12 protein-coding genes are annotated in these 13790 nt (G+C 60.9%); 5 read left to right on the forward strand and 7 right to left on the reverse strand.

Annotation, left to right across the window (positions count from 1 at the left end):
* Nucleotides 1–475: 475 nt before the first annotated feature.
* Nucleotides 476–1222, forward strand: a complete 747-nt coding sequence (locus FH041_RS05470; RefSeq protein WP_028687497.1) for an SDR family oxidoreductase — start codon at nt 476–478, stop codon at nt 1220–1222.
* A 16-nt stretch (nt 1223–1238) separates the two neighbouring features.
* Here the strand turns inward: FH041_RS05470 and FH041_RS05475 are convergent, their stop codons facing one another.
* The 4 genes from FH041_RS05475 to FH041_RS05490 all read right to left on the reverse strand — a co-directional run bounded on the left by FH041_RS05475 (nt 1239) and on the right by FH041_RS05490 (nt 6589).
* Nucleotides 1239–2882, reverse strand: coding sequence for a PAS domain-containing sensor histidine kinase (locus tag FH041_RS05475; protein ID WP_049696124.1), 1644 nt, complete (start codon nt 2880–2882; stop codon nt 1239–1241).
* 484 nt (nt 2883–3366) lie between these two features.
* Nucleotides 3367–4776 carry a GntR family transcriptional regulator MpaR gene (gene mapR / locus FH041_RS05480; RefSeq protein ID WP_027914888.1) on the reverse strand — a complete coding sequence of 470 codons (1410 nt, stop codon included), beginning with the start codon at nt 4774–4776 and terminating at the stop codon, nt 3367–3369.
* Between the two features lie 49 nt (nt 4777–4825).
* Complete coding sequence (ccoG, locus tag FH041_RS05485; RefSeq protein WP_088523489.1) at nt 4826–6229, reverse strand: cytochrome c oxidase accessory protein CcoG; 1404 nt, start codon at nt 6227–6229, stop codon at nt 4826–4828.
* A 120-nt stretch (nt 6230–6349) separates the two neighbouring features.
* Nucleotides 6350–6589 (reverse strand): DUF3203 family protein, encoded by a 240-nt coding sequence (locus FH041_RS05490; RefSeq protein ID WP_059183964.1) that lies wholly within the window; start codon nt 6587–6589, stop codon nt 6350–6352.
* A 275-nt stretch (nt 6590–6864) separates the two neighbouring features.
* Between FH041_RS05490 and FH041_RS05495 the strand changes: the two genes are divergently transcribed.
* Entirely contained in the window at nt 6865–7371 is a 507-nt protein-coding gene (locus tag FH041_RS05495) for an MgtC/SapB family protein (RefSeq protein WP_028687493.1), read from the forward strand.
* A gap of 533 nt (nt 7372–7904) precedes the next feature.
* On the opposite strand, the gene FH041_RS05500 is transcribed toward FH041_RS05495, so the two are convergent.
* Complete coding sequence (locus FH041_RS05500) at nt 7905–8804, reverse strand: hydroxymethylglutaryl-CoA lyase (RefSeq protein ID WP_027914892.1); 900 nt, start codon at nt 8802–8804, stop codon at nt 7905–7907.
* A 19-nt stretch (nt 8805–8823) separates the two neighbouring features.
* On the reverse strand, nt 8824–9222 hold the full coding sequence (locus FH041_RS05505) for a MerR family DNA-binding transcriptional regulator (RefSeq protein ID WP_028687491.1): 399 nt from the start codon (nt 9220–9222) through the stop codon (nt 8824–8826).
* Between the two features lie 227 nt (nt 9223–9449).
* Between FH041_RS05505 and ggt the strand changes: the two genes are divergently transcribed.
* From ggt to sodC, 3 genes are all read left to right on the forward strand, one after another.
* Entirely contained in the window at nt 9450–11240 is a 1791-nt protein-coding gene (gene ggt / locus FH041_RS05510) for a gamma-glutamyltransferase (RefSeq protein WP_140174242.1), read from the forward strand.
* A 69-nt stretch (nt 11241–11309) separates the two neighbouring features.
* Nucleotides 11310–12191: a LysR substrate-binding domain-containing protein gene (locus FH041_RS05515; RefSeq protein ID WP_027914895.1), complete on the forward strand. Its 882-nt coding sequence runs from the start codon at nt 11310–11312 to the stop codon at nt 12189–12191.
* Between the two features lie 99 nt (nt 12192–12290).
* The gene (gene sodC, locus FH041_RS05520) at nt 12291–12806 is read left to right on the forward strand and encodes a superoxide dismutase family protein (protein WP_023535661.1); all 516 of its coding nucleotides are present in this window, start codon (nt 12291–12293) and stop codon (nt 12804–12806) included.
* Between the two features lie 59 nt (nt 12807–12865).
* Here the strand turns inward: sodC and FH041_RS05525 are convergent, their stop codons facing one another.
* The gene (locus tag FH041_RS05525; protein ID WP_023535538.1) at nt 12866–13702 is read right to left on the reverse strand and encodes a bifunctional allantoicase/(S)-ureidoglycine aminohydrolase; all 837 of its coding nucleotides are present in this window, start codon (nt 13700–13702) and stop codon (nt 12866–12868) included.
* Nucleotides 13703–13790: the final 88 nt, after the last annotated feature.

The raw sequence follows: 13790 nt of genomic DNA on the forward strand, positions 1-13790 counted from the left end.
CGTTGCTGCCGACCGTTGCCACGGAGCTGATGGAAAGTTGCCGGCCTCTGGCAGTCGAAGCAGCGTTGGGCATCGTGCGACCCCCCGTTGCTGAAGTCGTGATGCTGCGTACGGGTTTGTTCCATGGCAATGGCTCTGTGTGGACGGTCATGCACACCGCGGCGATTGGGTGATCAGGACAGTGTTCCAGTTGCCATCTTTTATATTATTAATTGCTGTTTTCGTCGCGCAGGGATGTTCTTAACTTATCGTAGGAAGTTTCGTTGTGAGACGCACTTCCTATAAGCGTTCTTGGACTTCAATTTAGGTGTTGCCGACAACGCACGCTTATCCTGCGTAAGGTTCAGTCGATCACTTCAAGCACTAATGCCCAACTGAAAATTCGCCTGCTCATTCCCATCACCGCCCGCTTAACTGGCAACCTACTTAAATGTCCTCTATCGTCAAACCACAGCCTCAATCTATTCGACACCTTATGAACCCTGTCATCCTGATTACCGGCGCCAGCCGCGGTATAGGTGCTGCCACTGCACTGTTAGCTGCCCGGCATGGCTACCACTTGTGCATCAACTACCTCAGCAACGATGAAGCTGCCCAAGCCATCCTCAGCCAAGTCCGTACCCTGGGTGCCAAGGCTATTGCCGTGCGCGCCGATGTCAGCAGCGAAGCCGAGATTATCGCGATGTTTCAGCGTATAGATAAAGATCTGGGGCCTATCGCGGCCCTGGTAAACAATGCCGCCACCATCGCTCCCCAAACCCGTCTCGAGCACATGACCGAGTCGCGATTGCTCAGCATGATGAAGACCAACATCGTCGGCCCCATGCTCTGCACCAAGCACGCCGTACTGCGTATGGCCGCACGACACGGCGGAAATGGCGGGGCCATCGTCAACGTCTCATCCCTGGCCGCCCGACTCGGGTCGCCGAACGAGTACATCGACTACGCCGCCTCGAAAGGAGGGCTCGACACGTTCACACTGGGCCTTGCCAAAGAGCTAGCTGCGGAAGGTGTAAGGGTCAACGGGGTCAGGCCCGGTTACATTCATACAGGCTTTCATGCGCTTTCGGGTGACCCAGATCGGGTCTGCAAACTCGAGTCCGGGTTGCCCATGGGCCGAGGCGGGCGGCCCGAGGAGGTGGCCGAGGCGATCATCTGGCTGCTGTCTGACAAAGCTTCCTATTCGACAGGTACATTCATCGACCTAAGTGGCGGAAGATAACCGGCCGCCCGCATCATCAAACGCGCCTGTTCGAGCCAGCGTCATGGCCGGCCAGCAGCAGGGCCACCTGTTCGACCAGCGCGGTCAGTGCAAAGGGCTTGCACATCACTGCACCCTTACGCGACATGGCGACGCCCTGTTCATCGGCATAGCCAGTGATGTAGAGCAGGGCTGCCGAGTCGGGCAGGGCGGTTTCCAGCTGCTTGCCACTGACTCTGCCTGGCAAGCCGATGTCGGTGATCAACAGCGACGGCTGCAGGCCGGCCCTCAAAGCTTCCAAAGCCTGCGAGCCTTCTGCAAAGGCGCGCACCTCCATCCCTTGATCAATCAGCAGTTCCTCTATCACCAGACGCAACGTGTCTTCGTCCTCCACCAGCATGACCAGATGTTTATCCTGCCGGGAGGGCCAGGATGGCGTTGGTACGTTGGCAATGCTCAGCGCGATCTGGCCTGTGTCCTTGGGTAGATAAAGGTCCACACACGTGCCTTGCCCCGGCGTGCTGGTGATCTTCACCTGACCGCCGGATTGACGAATGAAGCCATAGACCATGGGTAGCCCCAGTCCCGATCCCTGGCCAAGTGGCTTGGTGGTGAAAAACGGCTCCATGGCACGTTCTGCCACATCGCTGCTCATTCCCACGCCGGTGTCACTGATAGAAATCCTGACGTACTCGCCTACAGGCAAGTGAAGACGGTCGGCCAGCGAAGGCTGCACCCGCACGTCATTGTTGCGAATGTCCAGCATCCCGCCTAAAGGCATGGCGTCGCGTGCATTGATGCACAGGTTGAGCAACGCGTTTTCCAGCTGGGAAGGGTCGACCTGGATAAGCCAGTGTCCAGGCGTGGTGTGGTCCTGGAACTCGATGCTGGCGTGCAACGAGCTCTTGATGAGATCGTGCATGCTGGTCACCAACGCATGGACGTCGACCGTCTGTGGGGTCAGTTTTTGTTGCCGGGCGAAGGTCAGCAGGCGTTGCACCAGGGTAGCCGCCCGCTTCGTATCCTGCCTGGCCAACCCGATGAGCCTGGCAACATCCGGATAGCGACCTTCGGTCTGCCGCTGAGCGGCAACCTCCAGCGCACCCATTATGCTGCCGAGCAAGTTGTTGAAGTCATGGGAGATCCCGCCAGTCAGCTGGCCGATGGCCTCCATTTTCTGGGACTGGCGCAGGGTTTCTTCCACTTGCTCAAGGCGCTGCTGCTCAGCGACGCGCTCGGTGATGTCATAGGCGAACATGAAACCACCCTGCACGACCTGGTCGGCATCGAGCAGCGGGTTGTAGCGCACCTCGTAGTGACGGACATCCGATTGCAGGCCAATGGCAACGGTGTCCACGAAAGACTTACCCGCCATGATCCTTGGCCACAGCCCGCTCAATTGTTTGACGATATCCGGCTGGTCGGCGATGAAGTCGGGGATGTACTCACCAACCCTGGGCACCAGGCCGCGCCACCGCTTGAAGGTTTCCTGCGCGGTACGGTTGATCGCCAGCAGCCTGAAGCTGCAATCGGCCGCGAATACGTTGGCAACGCTGTGATCGACCAAGTTGCCCAGCAGCTTGCGACTGGCAAGCTCTCTGTCTACTTGCTGTGCCAGTTCCTGGTTGAGCGCCTGCAACTGATTGACGTCAGCGTTTTCGTCGGGCCTGCCGGTGAACAGAACCAGCAATGTTCGCTCGCAGGCGGGCTCGAGGCGGCTGACTTTCAAGGTCAGCCAGCGATTCGAGACCGCCAGCCGCTGTTCGAAGTGCATGGGCACACCCGTGCGAGCCACCTCGGCGAAATGTGGGAGCCATTGGTCCACTTCGTCAGGAATGGTTTGCCTTGCGGTCAAACCCACCTCTTTGACATGAAGAGTGTGGCGGGCGCAGGCCTCGTTGTACATCAGGTAGCGATAGTCATTGAGTTGGCCGTGCTCATCCTCAAGCACTTGCAAGATGCACAGGCCTTCATCGATTTGCTCGACGACGGCGTCATACGCAGCAGCCTTCAGGCGCAGCTGCTCGTGCTCGGCCTCGAGCTCAAGCAGCCTGGCCTGTAAGGCTGCGCGGTCGTCCAACGTCGTTTGTGATGTCATGCGGGCAATTGGGCTTGGAAATTTCGACAACTATAGCCGTGTGTGCATGAGAGGTTAAAGGCACAACTCAGAAAGAACGAATGATCCGCCCCAGGGTGGCCATTGCCTGTTCGGCACCTTCGTTCCAGGGACTGCCATAGTTGAGCCGGATGCAGTTGCCGAAGCGCCGGGTGGGCGAGAAGATCGGCCCCGGGGCAATGCTGATGCCTTGCGCCAGCGCCATGTGGAACAGCTTGAGCGCGTCCATCTGTTGCGGTAACTCCAGCCAGAGGAAATACCCCCCTGACGGTTGACTGACACGTGTCTGTGCCGGAAAGTGACGCCCGATCGCTGCCAGCATATTGGCTTGCTGGCCTTCGAGGGCATAACGCAACTTGCGCAGGTGCCGATCGTAGCCACCGTGCTGCAGGTAGTCGGCGATGGCAGCCTGGGCCGGCATCGAGGCGCAGAGCGAGGTCATGAGCTTCAACCGCTCGACCTTCTGTGCGAACCGCCCAGCGGCGACCCAGCCGATGCGATAGCCCGGGGCGAGGCTCTTTGCGAAGGAGCCGCAATGCATGACCAGGCCCTGGGTATCGAATGCTTTCGCAGGCTTGGGGGCCTGCTGGGCATAATAGAGCTCGGCGTAGACATCGTCTTCGATCAGGGGCACTTGATGGCGAGTCACCAGCTCGACCAACGCCTGCTTCTTGGCCTCCGGCATGCTCGCGCCGACCGGGTTCTGGAACGTGGTCATGCACCACACCGCCTTGACCGGGTGTTTTTGCAGCGTTTGGGCGAGCACCTCCAGGTCCATGCCATCGCGGGGATGTACGGGGATTTCGACGGCTTTGAGTTTGAGCCGTTCCAATACCTGCAGGCAGGCATAAAATGCGGGCGCTTCGATTGCAACCAGGTCACCTGGCTGGGTGACAGCTTGAAGACAGAGGTTCAAGGCCTCCAGTGCCCCGTTGGTGATCAGCAGTTCTTCCATCGGCAGCATCAGTCCGCCGACCATGTAGCGCAGGGCAATCTGCCGTCGCAGTTGCGGGTTGCCGGGCGACAGATCCGTGACCGCCACCCGAGGGTCCATGGCACGGCTGGCGCTGGCCAGTGACCGGGACAGGCGCTGGAGAGGGAATAGCGATGGGCTCGGGAAGGCTGAGCCAAAGGGTACCGTGTTGGGGTCTTTGATCGAGTCGAGGATGGAAAAGACCAGGGCACTTACGTCCACATCGGTGGACTCGCTGATCGGGTGCAGCGCTTGAGGCTCGCTGAATTGGCGAGTCGCATGGGCATTGACGAAGTAGCCCGAGCGCGGCCTGGCGCGGATCAGCCCACGCCGCTCCAGCAGGTAATACGCCTGGAATACCGTGGAGGGGCTGACCCCGTGCGTCTGGCTAGCGTACCGCACGGAGGGCACGCGCTCACCAGGGCCCAGTACGCCGGAGCGAATGAGTTCGGCGATGTCGTCGGCGAAGCGTTCGTAACGTTTCATTGTGGCCTTCTGTCGAAGCCTGGCAGGCAAGAAAAGTGGAGTGTAGGCGTCATCGGTTCATGGGCGCCACGAAGCGGCTGTGCGCAACGCTGCGCACCGAATCGTCGTCGCGTTCGCTGATTTCGAATGTAAGCGGCACCGCACTGCTTTCGGGTCGGTCGGCCAGCATCGCCACGGACACCGGCATTTCGCTCATGTCGCCGGCGGGTACAGTAAGCGCTGTCTGCCCCTGCAGGGTAAAGCCCTCGGCATCGAGCAACCGAAGCGCGTAGTGTTGAGTGTGCTCGGTCTTGTTGATCACCTTGAGCAGGTAGATGTTCTCGATCTGACCCATCGCATTTTCGCGGAACAGACCGCGGTCTTTGATCACATCCAGCGATACCATCGGCCGCAGGTACAATGCCACGCACAAGGCACCGATCATCACCAGCAGTGCTGCGGCGTAACCGAGCAGGCGTGGCCGTAGCCAGTGCGTAGTACCCCCTTGCAGGCTGTGCTCGGACTTGTACCCGATCAGCCCGCGTCGGTAGCCCATCTTGTCCATCACGCCGTCGCAGGCATCGATACAGGCCGCGCAGCCGATGCAGGCCATTTGCAAACCGTCGCGAATGTCGATGCCAGTAGGGCACACCTGCACGCACAAGGTGCAGTCGATACAGTCACCCAGGCCCTGGGCGCGGGGGTCGCTGCCTTTCTTGCGCGCGCCACGTGCTTCGCCACGGCGCGGATCGTAAGCGACGGCCAGGGTATCCTTATCGAACATCACGCTCTGGAAACGGGCGTAGGGGCACATGTGCAGGCAGACCGCTTCGCGCAGCAAGCCGGCATTGAAGTACGTGGCCGTTGTGAAGAACAACACCCAGAACAGCGCTACGCCGCCCAGTTGGAGTGTCAACAATTCGGCCGCCAGCGGACGAATTGGTGTGAAGTAGCCCACGAAGGTCATGCCGGTGACCAGCCCTATGGCCAGCCAGAGCGAGTGCTTGGCGATGCGCCGGGCGGCTTTGTCCACGCTCCAGGGGGCTGCGGCCAGCTTGATGCGTTGGTTGCGGTCGCCTTCAGTGACTTTTTCGCACCACATGAACAACCAGGTCCAAGTACTTTGCGGGCAGCTGTAACCGCACCAGACGCGCCCGGCGTAGACGGTGATGGCGAACAGGCCGAACGCACAAATGATCAGCAGCGCCGAGAGCAGGATGAAGTCCTGCGGCCAGAAGGTAGCGCCAAAGATGTGGAATTTGCTGTTCTCCAGGTCCCACAGCACGGCCTGGCGGCCGTTCCAGTTCAGCCAGGCAGTGCCGAAGAACAGGGCGAACAGGGCGCCGGCGAAACCAATGCGCAGGGTGCGAAACAGCCCGTTGAAACTGCGCGTGTGGATGGCGGCTTCGCGAGTGCGCCGGGAAGGATTGGCAGGAACAGCGGCGATCACTGAGTAAGGCGTTCTATCGGTCATGGCTCCGTGCTCTTCTAGCCTGAATCAGGCCTGTGCACTATGGCCTTCACTCTGCTAGCAGCACAGGCTCAGCCTTGGCGATAAAAACCATATCAGTTGCGCCGCATGCCGTGCATCCCCCTATATGATCGAGCCTGGCGCGGTGCTCTTCAGATGCCTGCGGCTATCGACCGCACCGGCCACCGTCAGGGCATCTGCCTCTAATTCGGTGATAGGCGTGCGCATCTCGGCCAGTACCGCCACTGACATGCGCATTTGCTCGTCAGTCAAGATCTCGACGTCGCAAGCGGCGCCTTCAAGACGTTGCTGATCATTGATGAGCGTGCAGCGTTGGGTTTGGGCATCGATTTCCACTGGCATGACAAGTCTCCTGATGTGATTCGAACGGTTGACCGCAGGGTATTGGACATCGTTGCACCCTTTGGCTCAACGGCACTTTGCAGAGGCACTCAGGGTCCATGAATGTGAAGAGGGGATGCTGGGCCCGGTGTTGGGTGCAGCTGTGCAGCCCATTGCCGGCAAGCACGATCGTATGGGGGCCGTGGTTGGTGTATTAGCACTTGGGGCAAGCATGGCCCTGCCACCTAGGCACCTGACGTTCGCCAAGCAGCCAGCCTTAGAAGAGAACGTACAGGATGGAAACTATCTGGCACGCGATCCAGATCGAATTTGCAGACGTGACCGATGCGCACGAGGTGACACGCATTCTTGTGCGTTTGTTGATGGCAGCGTTGCTCGGCGCGGTATTGGGGTTCGAGCGGGAACATCGGGGCAAGTCTGCCGGGGTGCGCACGCACATGCTGGTGTCGCTCGGTGCTGCGCTGTTCGTGCTGGCGCCCAGCATGGCAGGCGCCGACGAACAGGCCCTCAGCCGCGTGATCCAGGGCATCGTCGCCGGCATCGGTTTTCTCGGGGCGGGCACCATCCTGAAAGGCAACGGACGGGACACCAGCCACGTGAAAGGGTTGACGACCGCCGCTGGCCTCTGGATGACCGCCGCCATAGGCACTGCCGCTGGGATGGGCCGGGAGGCCACCGCATTGATAAGCACGGTGCTGGCGTTGTTGGTGTTGGGCACGATGCCACTGCTGGTCGAGAAGGCCGAGGGCAAGCACGAAGAGAAGCAGAAGGAGGAGGGATAAGCACTAAGGGGAGCCGAAGCTCCCCCCAAAGCGTTGCTGCTTGCTCTTTTTATTATTAGGGCTGGCCTGTTGTTGTTTTTGTCAGCCTGCCCGGGTGGTGCAAGGCCCCCATTCGGGACCAAGAGCAAACGTATTTTTTTGAGCGCTGACCGACCTTCATCACGTACGATCCGAGTTGGCTGCTGCTACCTGGAGGTAGTTTTGTTGTTCTGTGCCAATTCGCGGGGCTTGCCCCAGGAACGCGGGTCGACTCCAAAAAAATCTGCTTGCTACGCCTCTGCCGTGTTGTTCTTGTTCTGTCAGAGCCGTTCTCTATTATTTTTATTGAGTGATGCTTTGTTGTTCTTGTTATGCAAGAGATATAGCAGTTCGCGTGCCAGGTTTTAAAAATCCTTTTGAATCAATGGGATGAAGAAATTCGCAAAAGCGCGACGTCGGTAAAACCACACCAGATGTTTCCGTGATACCCGTATCTGGCCTCGTCTTCGCTAAGCGGTAACACTTCACCCACACGGACGTGACACCTTGATGACCTAGCGCGTCTGCCACGCACGTGCAACGCGCGATCCGTTGGCCCTTCCCAACACCGTGCTGATGCGCTGCCCGGCCTCGATCAGGCGTTGCAGGTCGATACCGGTCTCGATGCCCAACCCATCAAGCAGGTAAACGACATCTTCGGTTGCGACGTTACCCGTCGCGCCCTTGGCATAGGGGCAGCCACCCAAACCCGCCACTGAGCTGTCGAATATGCTGATGCCTTCAAGGAGGCTCGCATACACGTTGGCCAGGGCTTGGCCGTAAGTGTCGTGGAAGTGCCCCGCCAATTGCGCGCGGGGTATATGGCCCGCCACCACCTCGAACAAGCGTCGGACGTCACCAGCAGTACCGGTGCCGATGGTATCGCCCAGCGACACCTCGTAGCAGCCCATCTGGTGCAGGGCGCGCGCCACCGGCAGCACCTGCTCCGCACGGACCGAGCCTTCGTATGGGCAGCCGAGTACGCAAGATACATACCCACGCACCCGCACACCCTGGGCTCGCGCGGCCTCGATGATGGGTTCGAAACGTTCCAGGCTCTGCGAGATGGAACAGTTGATATTGCGCTGCGAGAACGCTTCTGACGCGGCGGCGAATACCGCCACCTCCTTGACGCCCGCCGCCACGGCATCTTCGAAGCCTCGCAGGTTGGGCGCCAGGGCTGCGTAGGTGACGCCCGCACGCTGCTCGATACTCGCGAACACCTCGGCCGAACCGGCCATTTGCGGCACCCACTTGGGTGAAACGAAACTGCCCACTTCGATGTAGGCGACGCCAGACGCTGTCAGGTCGTCCACCAGCCGTACTTTGTCGGCAACAGGGATGGGCTGGGCTTCGTTCTGTAGCCCATCGCGAGGGCCAACTTCTACCAGACGAACTTTTTCAGGCAAGGACATGATGAGGTTCCTGTAACGGTCAACCGTGGTCTTTATTGGCAAGCGTGCAAGCCAGCGCCTGTTCACAGCGCTCCTGGGCAGTGTCCAGTTCGAGTTGCATCTGGTGGATGTCGAGCATTTGCTGTTCCAGTTGGGCGCGCCGCTCGGCGATCTTGGCGAGCATGCTGTTGAGTTGCTTGAGGTTGCCGCCCGATGGGTCGTACAGCTCGATCAACTCACGGCATTCTGCCAGCGAAAAGCCGATACGCTTGCCCCGCAAGATAAGTTTGAGGCTGACCTTGTCCCGCGCCGAATAGATGCGTTCGAGGCCGCGTCGCTCGGGGCGAAGCAGCCCTTGCTCTTCATAGAAACGAATGGCACGCGTGGTGATGTCCAGCTCGCGGGACAGGTCGGAAATGCTGTAGGTCTGGGTACTCATACCAGGGCTCTGGACAGGATATGCCGCCATCCTGAAGCGTGCTTTACGTATACGTCAAGGTGAGCGACAGGAATCGAACCGCGCAACAACCGCGTGAGCGTCGATGGTCCCGGGCGTTGCAGTCGCGTTATCCTCGCCCAGCCAGAATGCTTACCTAAAAGCGTCAGCGCCCCTTTTCGATTCGACAGCCTGGCATCGATGCCAGGCCCAACGCAGGAAGCGGCTGTATGAACCCTCTCTTTGTATCCGTCAGCGCGCTGTGCCTGAGCCTGTCCTGTAACCTAGCCCAGGCCAGGCAAGTGCTGCCCGTAGCACCCGAACTTGGCTCCGGTTATCGCGCCGGCTTGCAGCCGGTGGCAGCCAAGCGTCATATGGTAGCAGCCGCCAACCCGCTGGCTAGCCAGGCTGGACAACGCATCCTTCGCGCCGGGGGCAGCGCGGTGGATGCGGCGATTGCGATGCAAATGGTACTGACACTTGTCGAACCCCAATCGAGTGGGATCGGCGGCGGTGCATTTATCCTCCACTGGGACGGGAAAAAGACGCAGGCATTCGATGGCCGGGAAACGGCGCCGTCACAGGTGACCGAACGGCTGTTTCTCGACGACAAAGGGGCACCCATACCCTTCAGGTCAGCCCAGATAGGCGGGCGAGCGGTGGGGGTGCCAGGCGTACTGCGGGCCTTGGAGCTGGCCCACAAGCAGCACGGCGTCCTGCCCTGGCAAGCGTTGTTCCAACCCGCCATCGAATTGGCCCGTACCGGGTTCCCAGTCTCGGCACGGCTACACGCGCTGCTGGAGGCTGGCCCCTTCGTGGCCAGGTCGCCCAGCATGGCTGGCTATTTTCTGGACGCGACGGGGCGCCCGCTTGCGGTAGGCACACGACTGCGTAACCCCGCACTTGCCGACACATTCGAGCAGATCGCGCAGCACGGCGCGCAGGCGTTTTACAACGGCGAGGTCGCGCAGGCCATGGTGGCCGCTGTTCATAACCACGCTAACCCAGGGTATCTGTCCATCGATGACCTGAAGCACTACCGCGCCAGCGAGCGTGAACCTGTCTGCGGGCCCTACAAAGCTTGGCAGGTATGCGGCATGCCACCCCCTTCCTCCGGGGGCGTGGCGGTATTGCAGACCTTGGGCATACTGGAGGCATTGCAACGCAGATCGGCCAGGGACGATCTAGCCCACCTCACACCCGTCCCCTCGACCACTGCTGCCACCTTGGAGGCGCCAGCACGCGCCGTGCACTTGGTTGCCGAAGCCGAACGATTGGTGTATGCCGATCGCGCCCAGTATCTGGCCGACAGTGACTATGTACCCGTTCCGCTCAAGGGCCTGCTCGACCCGGGCTACCTGGCACAGCGTGCCAGTCAGGTGGGTGAGCGCAGCATGAACAAGGCCAGCCCCGGCTATCCGAAGGGTGCGCTGTTGACGCTCGCGCCTGACCGATCGCCACCGCGCATAGCCACCTCCCACGTAAGCGCCATTGATGACCAAGGCAATGCCGTGGCCATGACCACCTCGGTAGAAGGCGCATTCGGCTCGCACCTGATGGTCAAAGGGTTCTTGCTCAACAACCAACTGACCGATTTTTCGTTCGTGCCCCGGGAACAGGGCAGGCCAGTGGCCAATCGCGTTCAGCCGGGTAAGCGTCCCCTGTCAGCCATGGCGCCAACGTTGGTGTTCTCCCGCGGCAATGGGGCGTTGGTGGCCAGCCTTGGCTCGCCCGGCGGCTCGCAGATCATCGGTTACGTCAACAAGGCACTCATCGCATTGCTGGACTGGCGGCTGAACCCCCAGCAAGCCGCCGGTTTGCCCAATTTCGGCAGCCGCAACGGCGCAACCGAGGTGGAATCAGGGTTGACCAGCGCTGCGTTGATCCGCCAGCTCGAGGCGTGGGGCCACACGGTAACGCCAATGGACATGACCAGCGGCCTGCAAGTCATTTGGCGAGCTGGGTCAGACTGGTCGGGGGGTGCCGACCCGCGCCGGGAGGGCGTGGCACTGGGGGACTAAGGCCAGCGTTGCGAGCTGTACAGGCGCGTGCTAGAAAACGCTCCTCCCATTCATTTGTCGAATACTCGCATGTCTCATAACGTTAAACCGAATAGGGCCTTATTCGACCTGGACCTCTTACGGGCGATCGTCGTGGTGGCCGACTGCGGCAGTTTCACCACGGCTGCCGCTCGCTTGCATTCGACCCAGTCCACCATCAGCCAGAAAGTCCGGCGCCTGGAAGACATGGTGGGGCATCGTTTACTGGTACGTGGCAACCGCGACGTGCTCCCGACCGACGCCGGGCAGACGTTGCTCGGGTACGCCCGGCACATGCTGGCCCTGAATGACCAGATGCTCGAAGCCTTGGCCGGTGCCATGGTCGGCTTCACGGTGCGCCTGGGTGTGCCCGAAGACTTCGTGGGCGGATCGACCACCCATGCCCTATCGGCCTTCAGTCGGCTCAATCCGCAGGTGAAGCTGGAGGTCACCAGTGGGCTGTGCCGGGATCTGAGCCAGGCCTACGACAATGGCGAGCTGGACCTGGTACTGCTCAAACAACGACGCAACAGTCGCGAAGGCGTCGCTTGTTGGCCAGAGCGCCTGCAATGGATCGACAGCGCGCGCCTGCCTGCCTTTGAACTGGACCCGGTGCCGTTGGTGACATTCCCGCCGCGGGGCTTGTACCGCGAGGACATGATTACCGCCATCGAGCGCAGTGGCAGGCGCTGGCGTATCAGCTTCACCAGTTCGAGCCTGAGTGGCATCCAGGCCGCGGTCGCCGATGGCATGGGCATCAGCCTGCTACCGCCGCGCGCCGCCACCACGGAGCATCGCGTGCTGGGCGTCGAGCAGGGGCTGGACGAAGTCGACAGCTATGAGATCGTCATCGTGCACCGCCCGACCGCCGATCCAACGGTCAAGGACCTGGCGCAGGTGCTCAAGCAGCTGTTGGCCGGTGGTAGCCTTTAAGTGTTTCAGGCTGTGGCACAAGGGAATGACTGCGCGATGATGCAGTCCCATGCACAACGCGGGTATGACGTCCGCCTTCACCACGCCATGGAGAACCCTATGAAAGCAGTTGTAATCGCTGCCCTGCTGGCCACTACCGGCCTGGCCCAAGCCGCCCAGACCGTCGAGCTCAAGCTGGCAGGCGCCGATGGCCCAGGCAAGTCGATCGGCACCATCAGTATCGAACAGAACAAGTACGGAACGCTGCTGACTCCGGACCTCAAAGACCTGCCACCGGGTGTGCACGGTTTCCACCTGCACCAGAATCCGTCCTGCGCACCTGCGCAGGACGCAGGCAAAACCGTGCCAGCAGGGGGAGCAGGGGGCCACTGGGACCCTCAATCGACCAACGCGCACAAAGGCCCTTATGATGACAGCGGTCACCGCGGTGACCTGCCGGCGTTGTATGTAGGTGCCGATGGCAAGGCAACCTATCCAGTGCTGGCACCGCGCTTGAAGGCTGAGGACTTCAAAGGCCATGCTTTGATGGTGCACGCAGGTGGCGATAACCACAGCGACCACCCCGAGAAGTTGGGTGGCGGTGGTGCGCGCGTGGCGTGTGGGGTGGTTGAGTAACGGCGGGTTGGCGCACCCTGGTGGGTGCGCCTCGTCGACCGGCAGGCGGTCTTTTGACTTCAGCGCTTGGGGTTGAGCGTCAAGTGCACGTGACGGTTCACGTCCTTGTACAGCAGGTAGCTGAAGTTGCCAGGGCCGCCGGCATAGCAGGCCTGCGGGCAGAAGGCGCGCAGCCACATGAAGTCGCCGGCTTCTACCTCGACCCAGTCCTGATTCAGGCGGTAGACCGCCTTGCCTTCGAGAACGTAAAGCCCGTGCTCCATGACGTGGGTTTCAGCGAACGGAATGACGCCACCTGGTTGGAACGTGACGATATTGACGTGCATATCATGGCGCATGTCGGCCATGTCGACGAAGCGGGTGGTTTTCCAGCGGCCTTCGGTACCTGGCATCTCGATCACGGTAGCGTTGTCGCGATGGGTCACGAATGAGGACGGCACGTCCAGCCCCTCGACCTTCTGGTAGTGCTTGCGCAGCCAGTGGAAGGTGACATTGGCCTTGCTGTTGTTGCGCAAGCTCCATTCGGCGCCAGGCGCCAGAAACGCATAGCCCCCTGGCACCAGTGTGTGGTGCTGGCCCTCGACGGTGATGTCCAGCTCGCCCTCGACGATGAACAACACCGCTTCGGCGTTGGGGTCCAATTCAGGCCGTTCGCTCCCGCCTTCAGGCGCCACCTCGACGATGTACTGGGAGAACGTCTCGGCGAACCCTGTCAGCGGCCGGGCGATGACCCACATGCGCATCTTGTCCCAGAAGGGCAAGTGACTGGTGACGATGTCACGCATCACGCCCTTGGGAATGACCGCGTAAGCTTCGGTGAACATGGCACGGTCGGTCAGCAGCTCGGTTTGAGCCGGGTGGCCGCCGTGGGGCGCGAAATAGGCGTGGTTCGACATGAATGCTCTCGACTTGTTGTTCTATCCCCATGCCGTGGACCGCACCGGCCGGTGCGGTGCAGGGGACGTGGGCACAGGATAGGGTGGC

It is taken from the genome of Pseudomonas sp. SWI7, assembly GCF_006351945.1.
Lineage (GTDB): Bacteria > Pseudomonadota > Gammaproteobacteria > Pseudomonadales > Pseudomonadaceae > Aquipseudomonas > Aquipseudomonas fulva.

Bases quoted from the DNA above. Each gene is read 5' to 3' on its own strand.
- FH041_RS05470 (WP_028687497.1), top strand. From the start codon at position 476: ATGAACCCTGTCATCCTGATTACCGGCGCCAGCCGCGGTATAGGTGCT.
- mapR (WP_027914888.1), bottom strand. From the start codon at position 4,776: ATGAAACGTTACGAACGCTTCGCCGACGACATCGCCGAACTCATTCGC.
- ccoG (WP_088523489.1), bottom strand. From the start codon at position 6,229: ATGACCGATAGAACGCCTTACTCAGTGATCGCCGCTGTTCCTGCCAAT.
- FH041_RS05490 (WP_059183964.1), bottom strand. From the start codon at position 6,589: ATGCCAGTGGAAATCGATGCCCAAACCCAACGCTGCACGCTCATCAAT.
- FH041_RS05495 (WP_028687493.1), top strand. From the start codon at position 6,865: ATGGAAACTATCTGGCACGCGATCCAGATCGAATTTGCAGACGTGACC.
- FH041_RS05500 (WP_027914892.1), bottom strand. From the start codon at position 8,804: ATGTCCTTGCCTGAAAAAGTTCGTCTGGTAGAAGTTGGCCCTCGCGAT.
- FH041_RS05505 (WP_028687491.1), bottom strand. From the start codon at position 9,222: ATGAGTACCCAGACCTACAGCATTTCCGACCTGTCCCGCGAGCTGGAC.
- ggt (WP_140174242.1), top strand. From the start codon at position 9,450: ATGAACCCTCTCTTTGTATCCGTCAGCGCGCTGTGCCTGAGCCTGTCC.
- FH041_RS05515 (WP_027914895.1), top strand. From the start codon at position 11,310: ATGTCTCATAACGTTAAACCGAATAGGGCCTTATTCGACCTGGACCTC.
- sodC (WP_023535661.1), top strand. From the start codon at position 12,291: ATGAAAGCAGTTGTAATCGCTGCCCTGCTGGCCACTACCGGCCTGGCC.
- FH041_RS05525 (WP_023535538.1), bottom strand. From the start codon at position 13,702: ATGTCGAACCACGCCTATTTCGCGCCCCACGGCGGCCACCCGGCTCAA.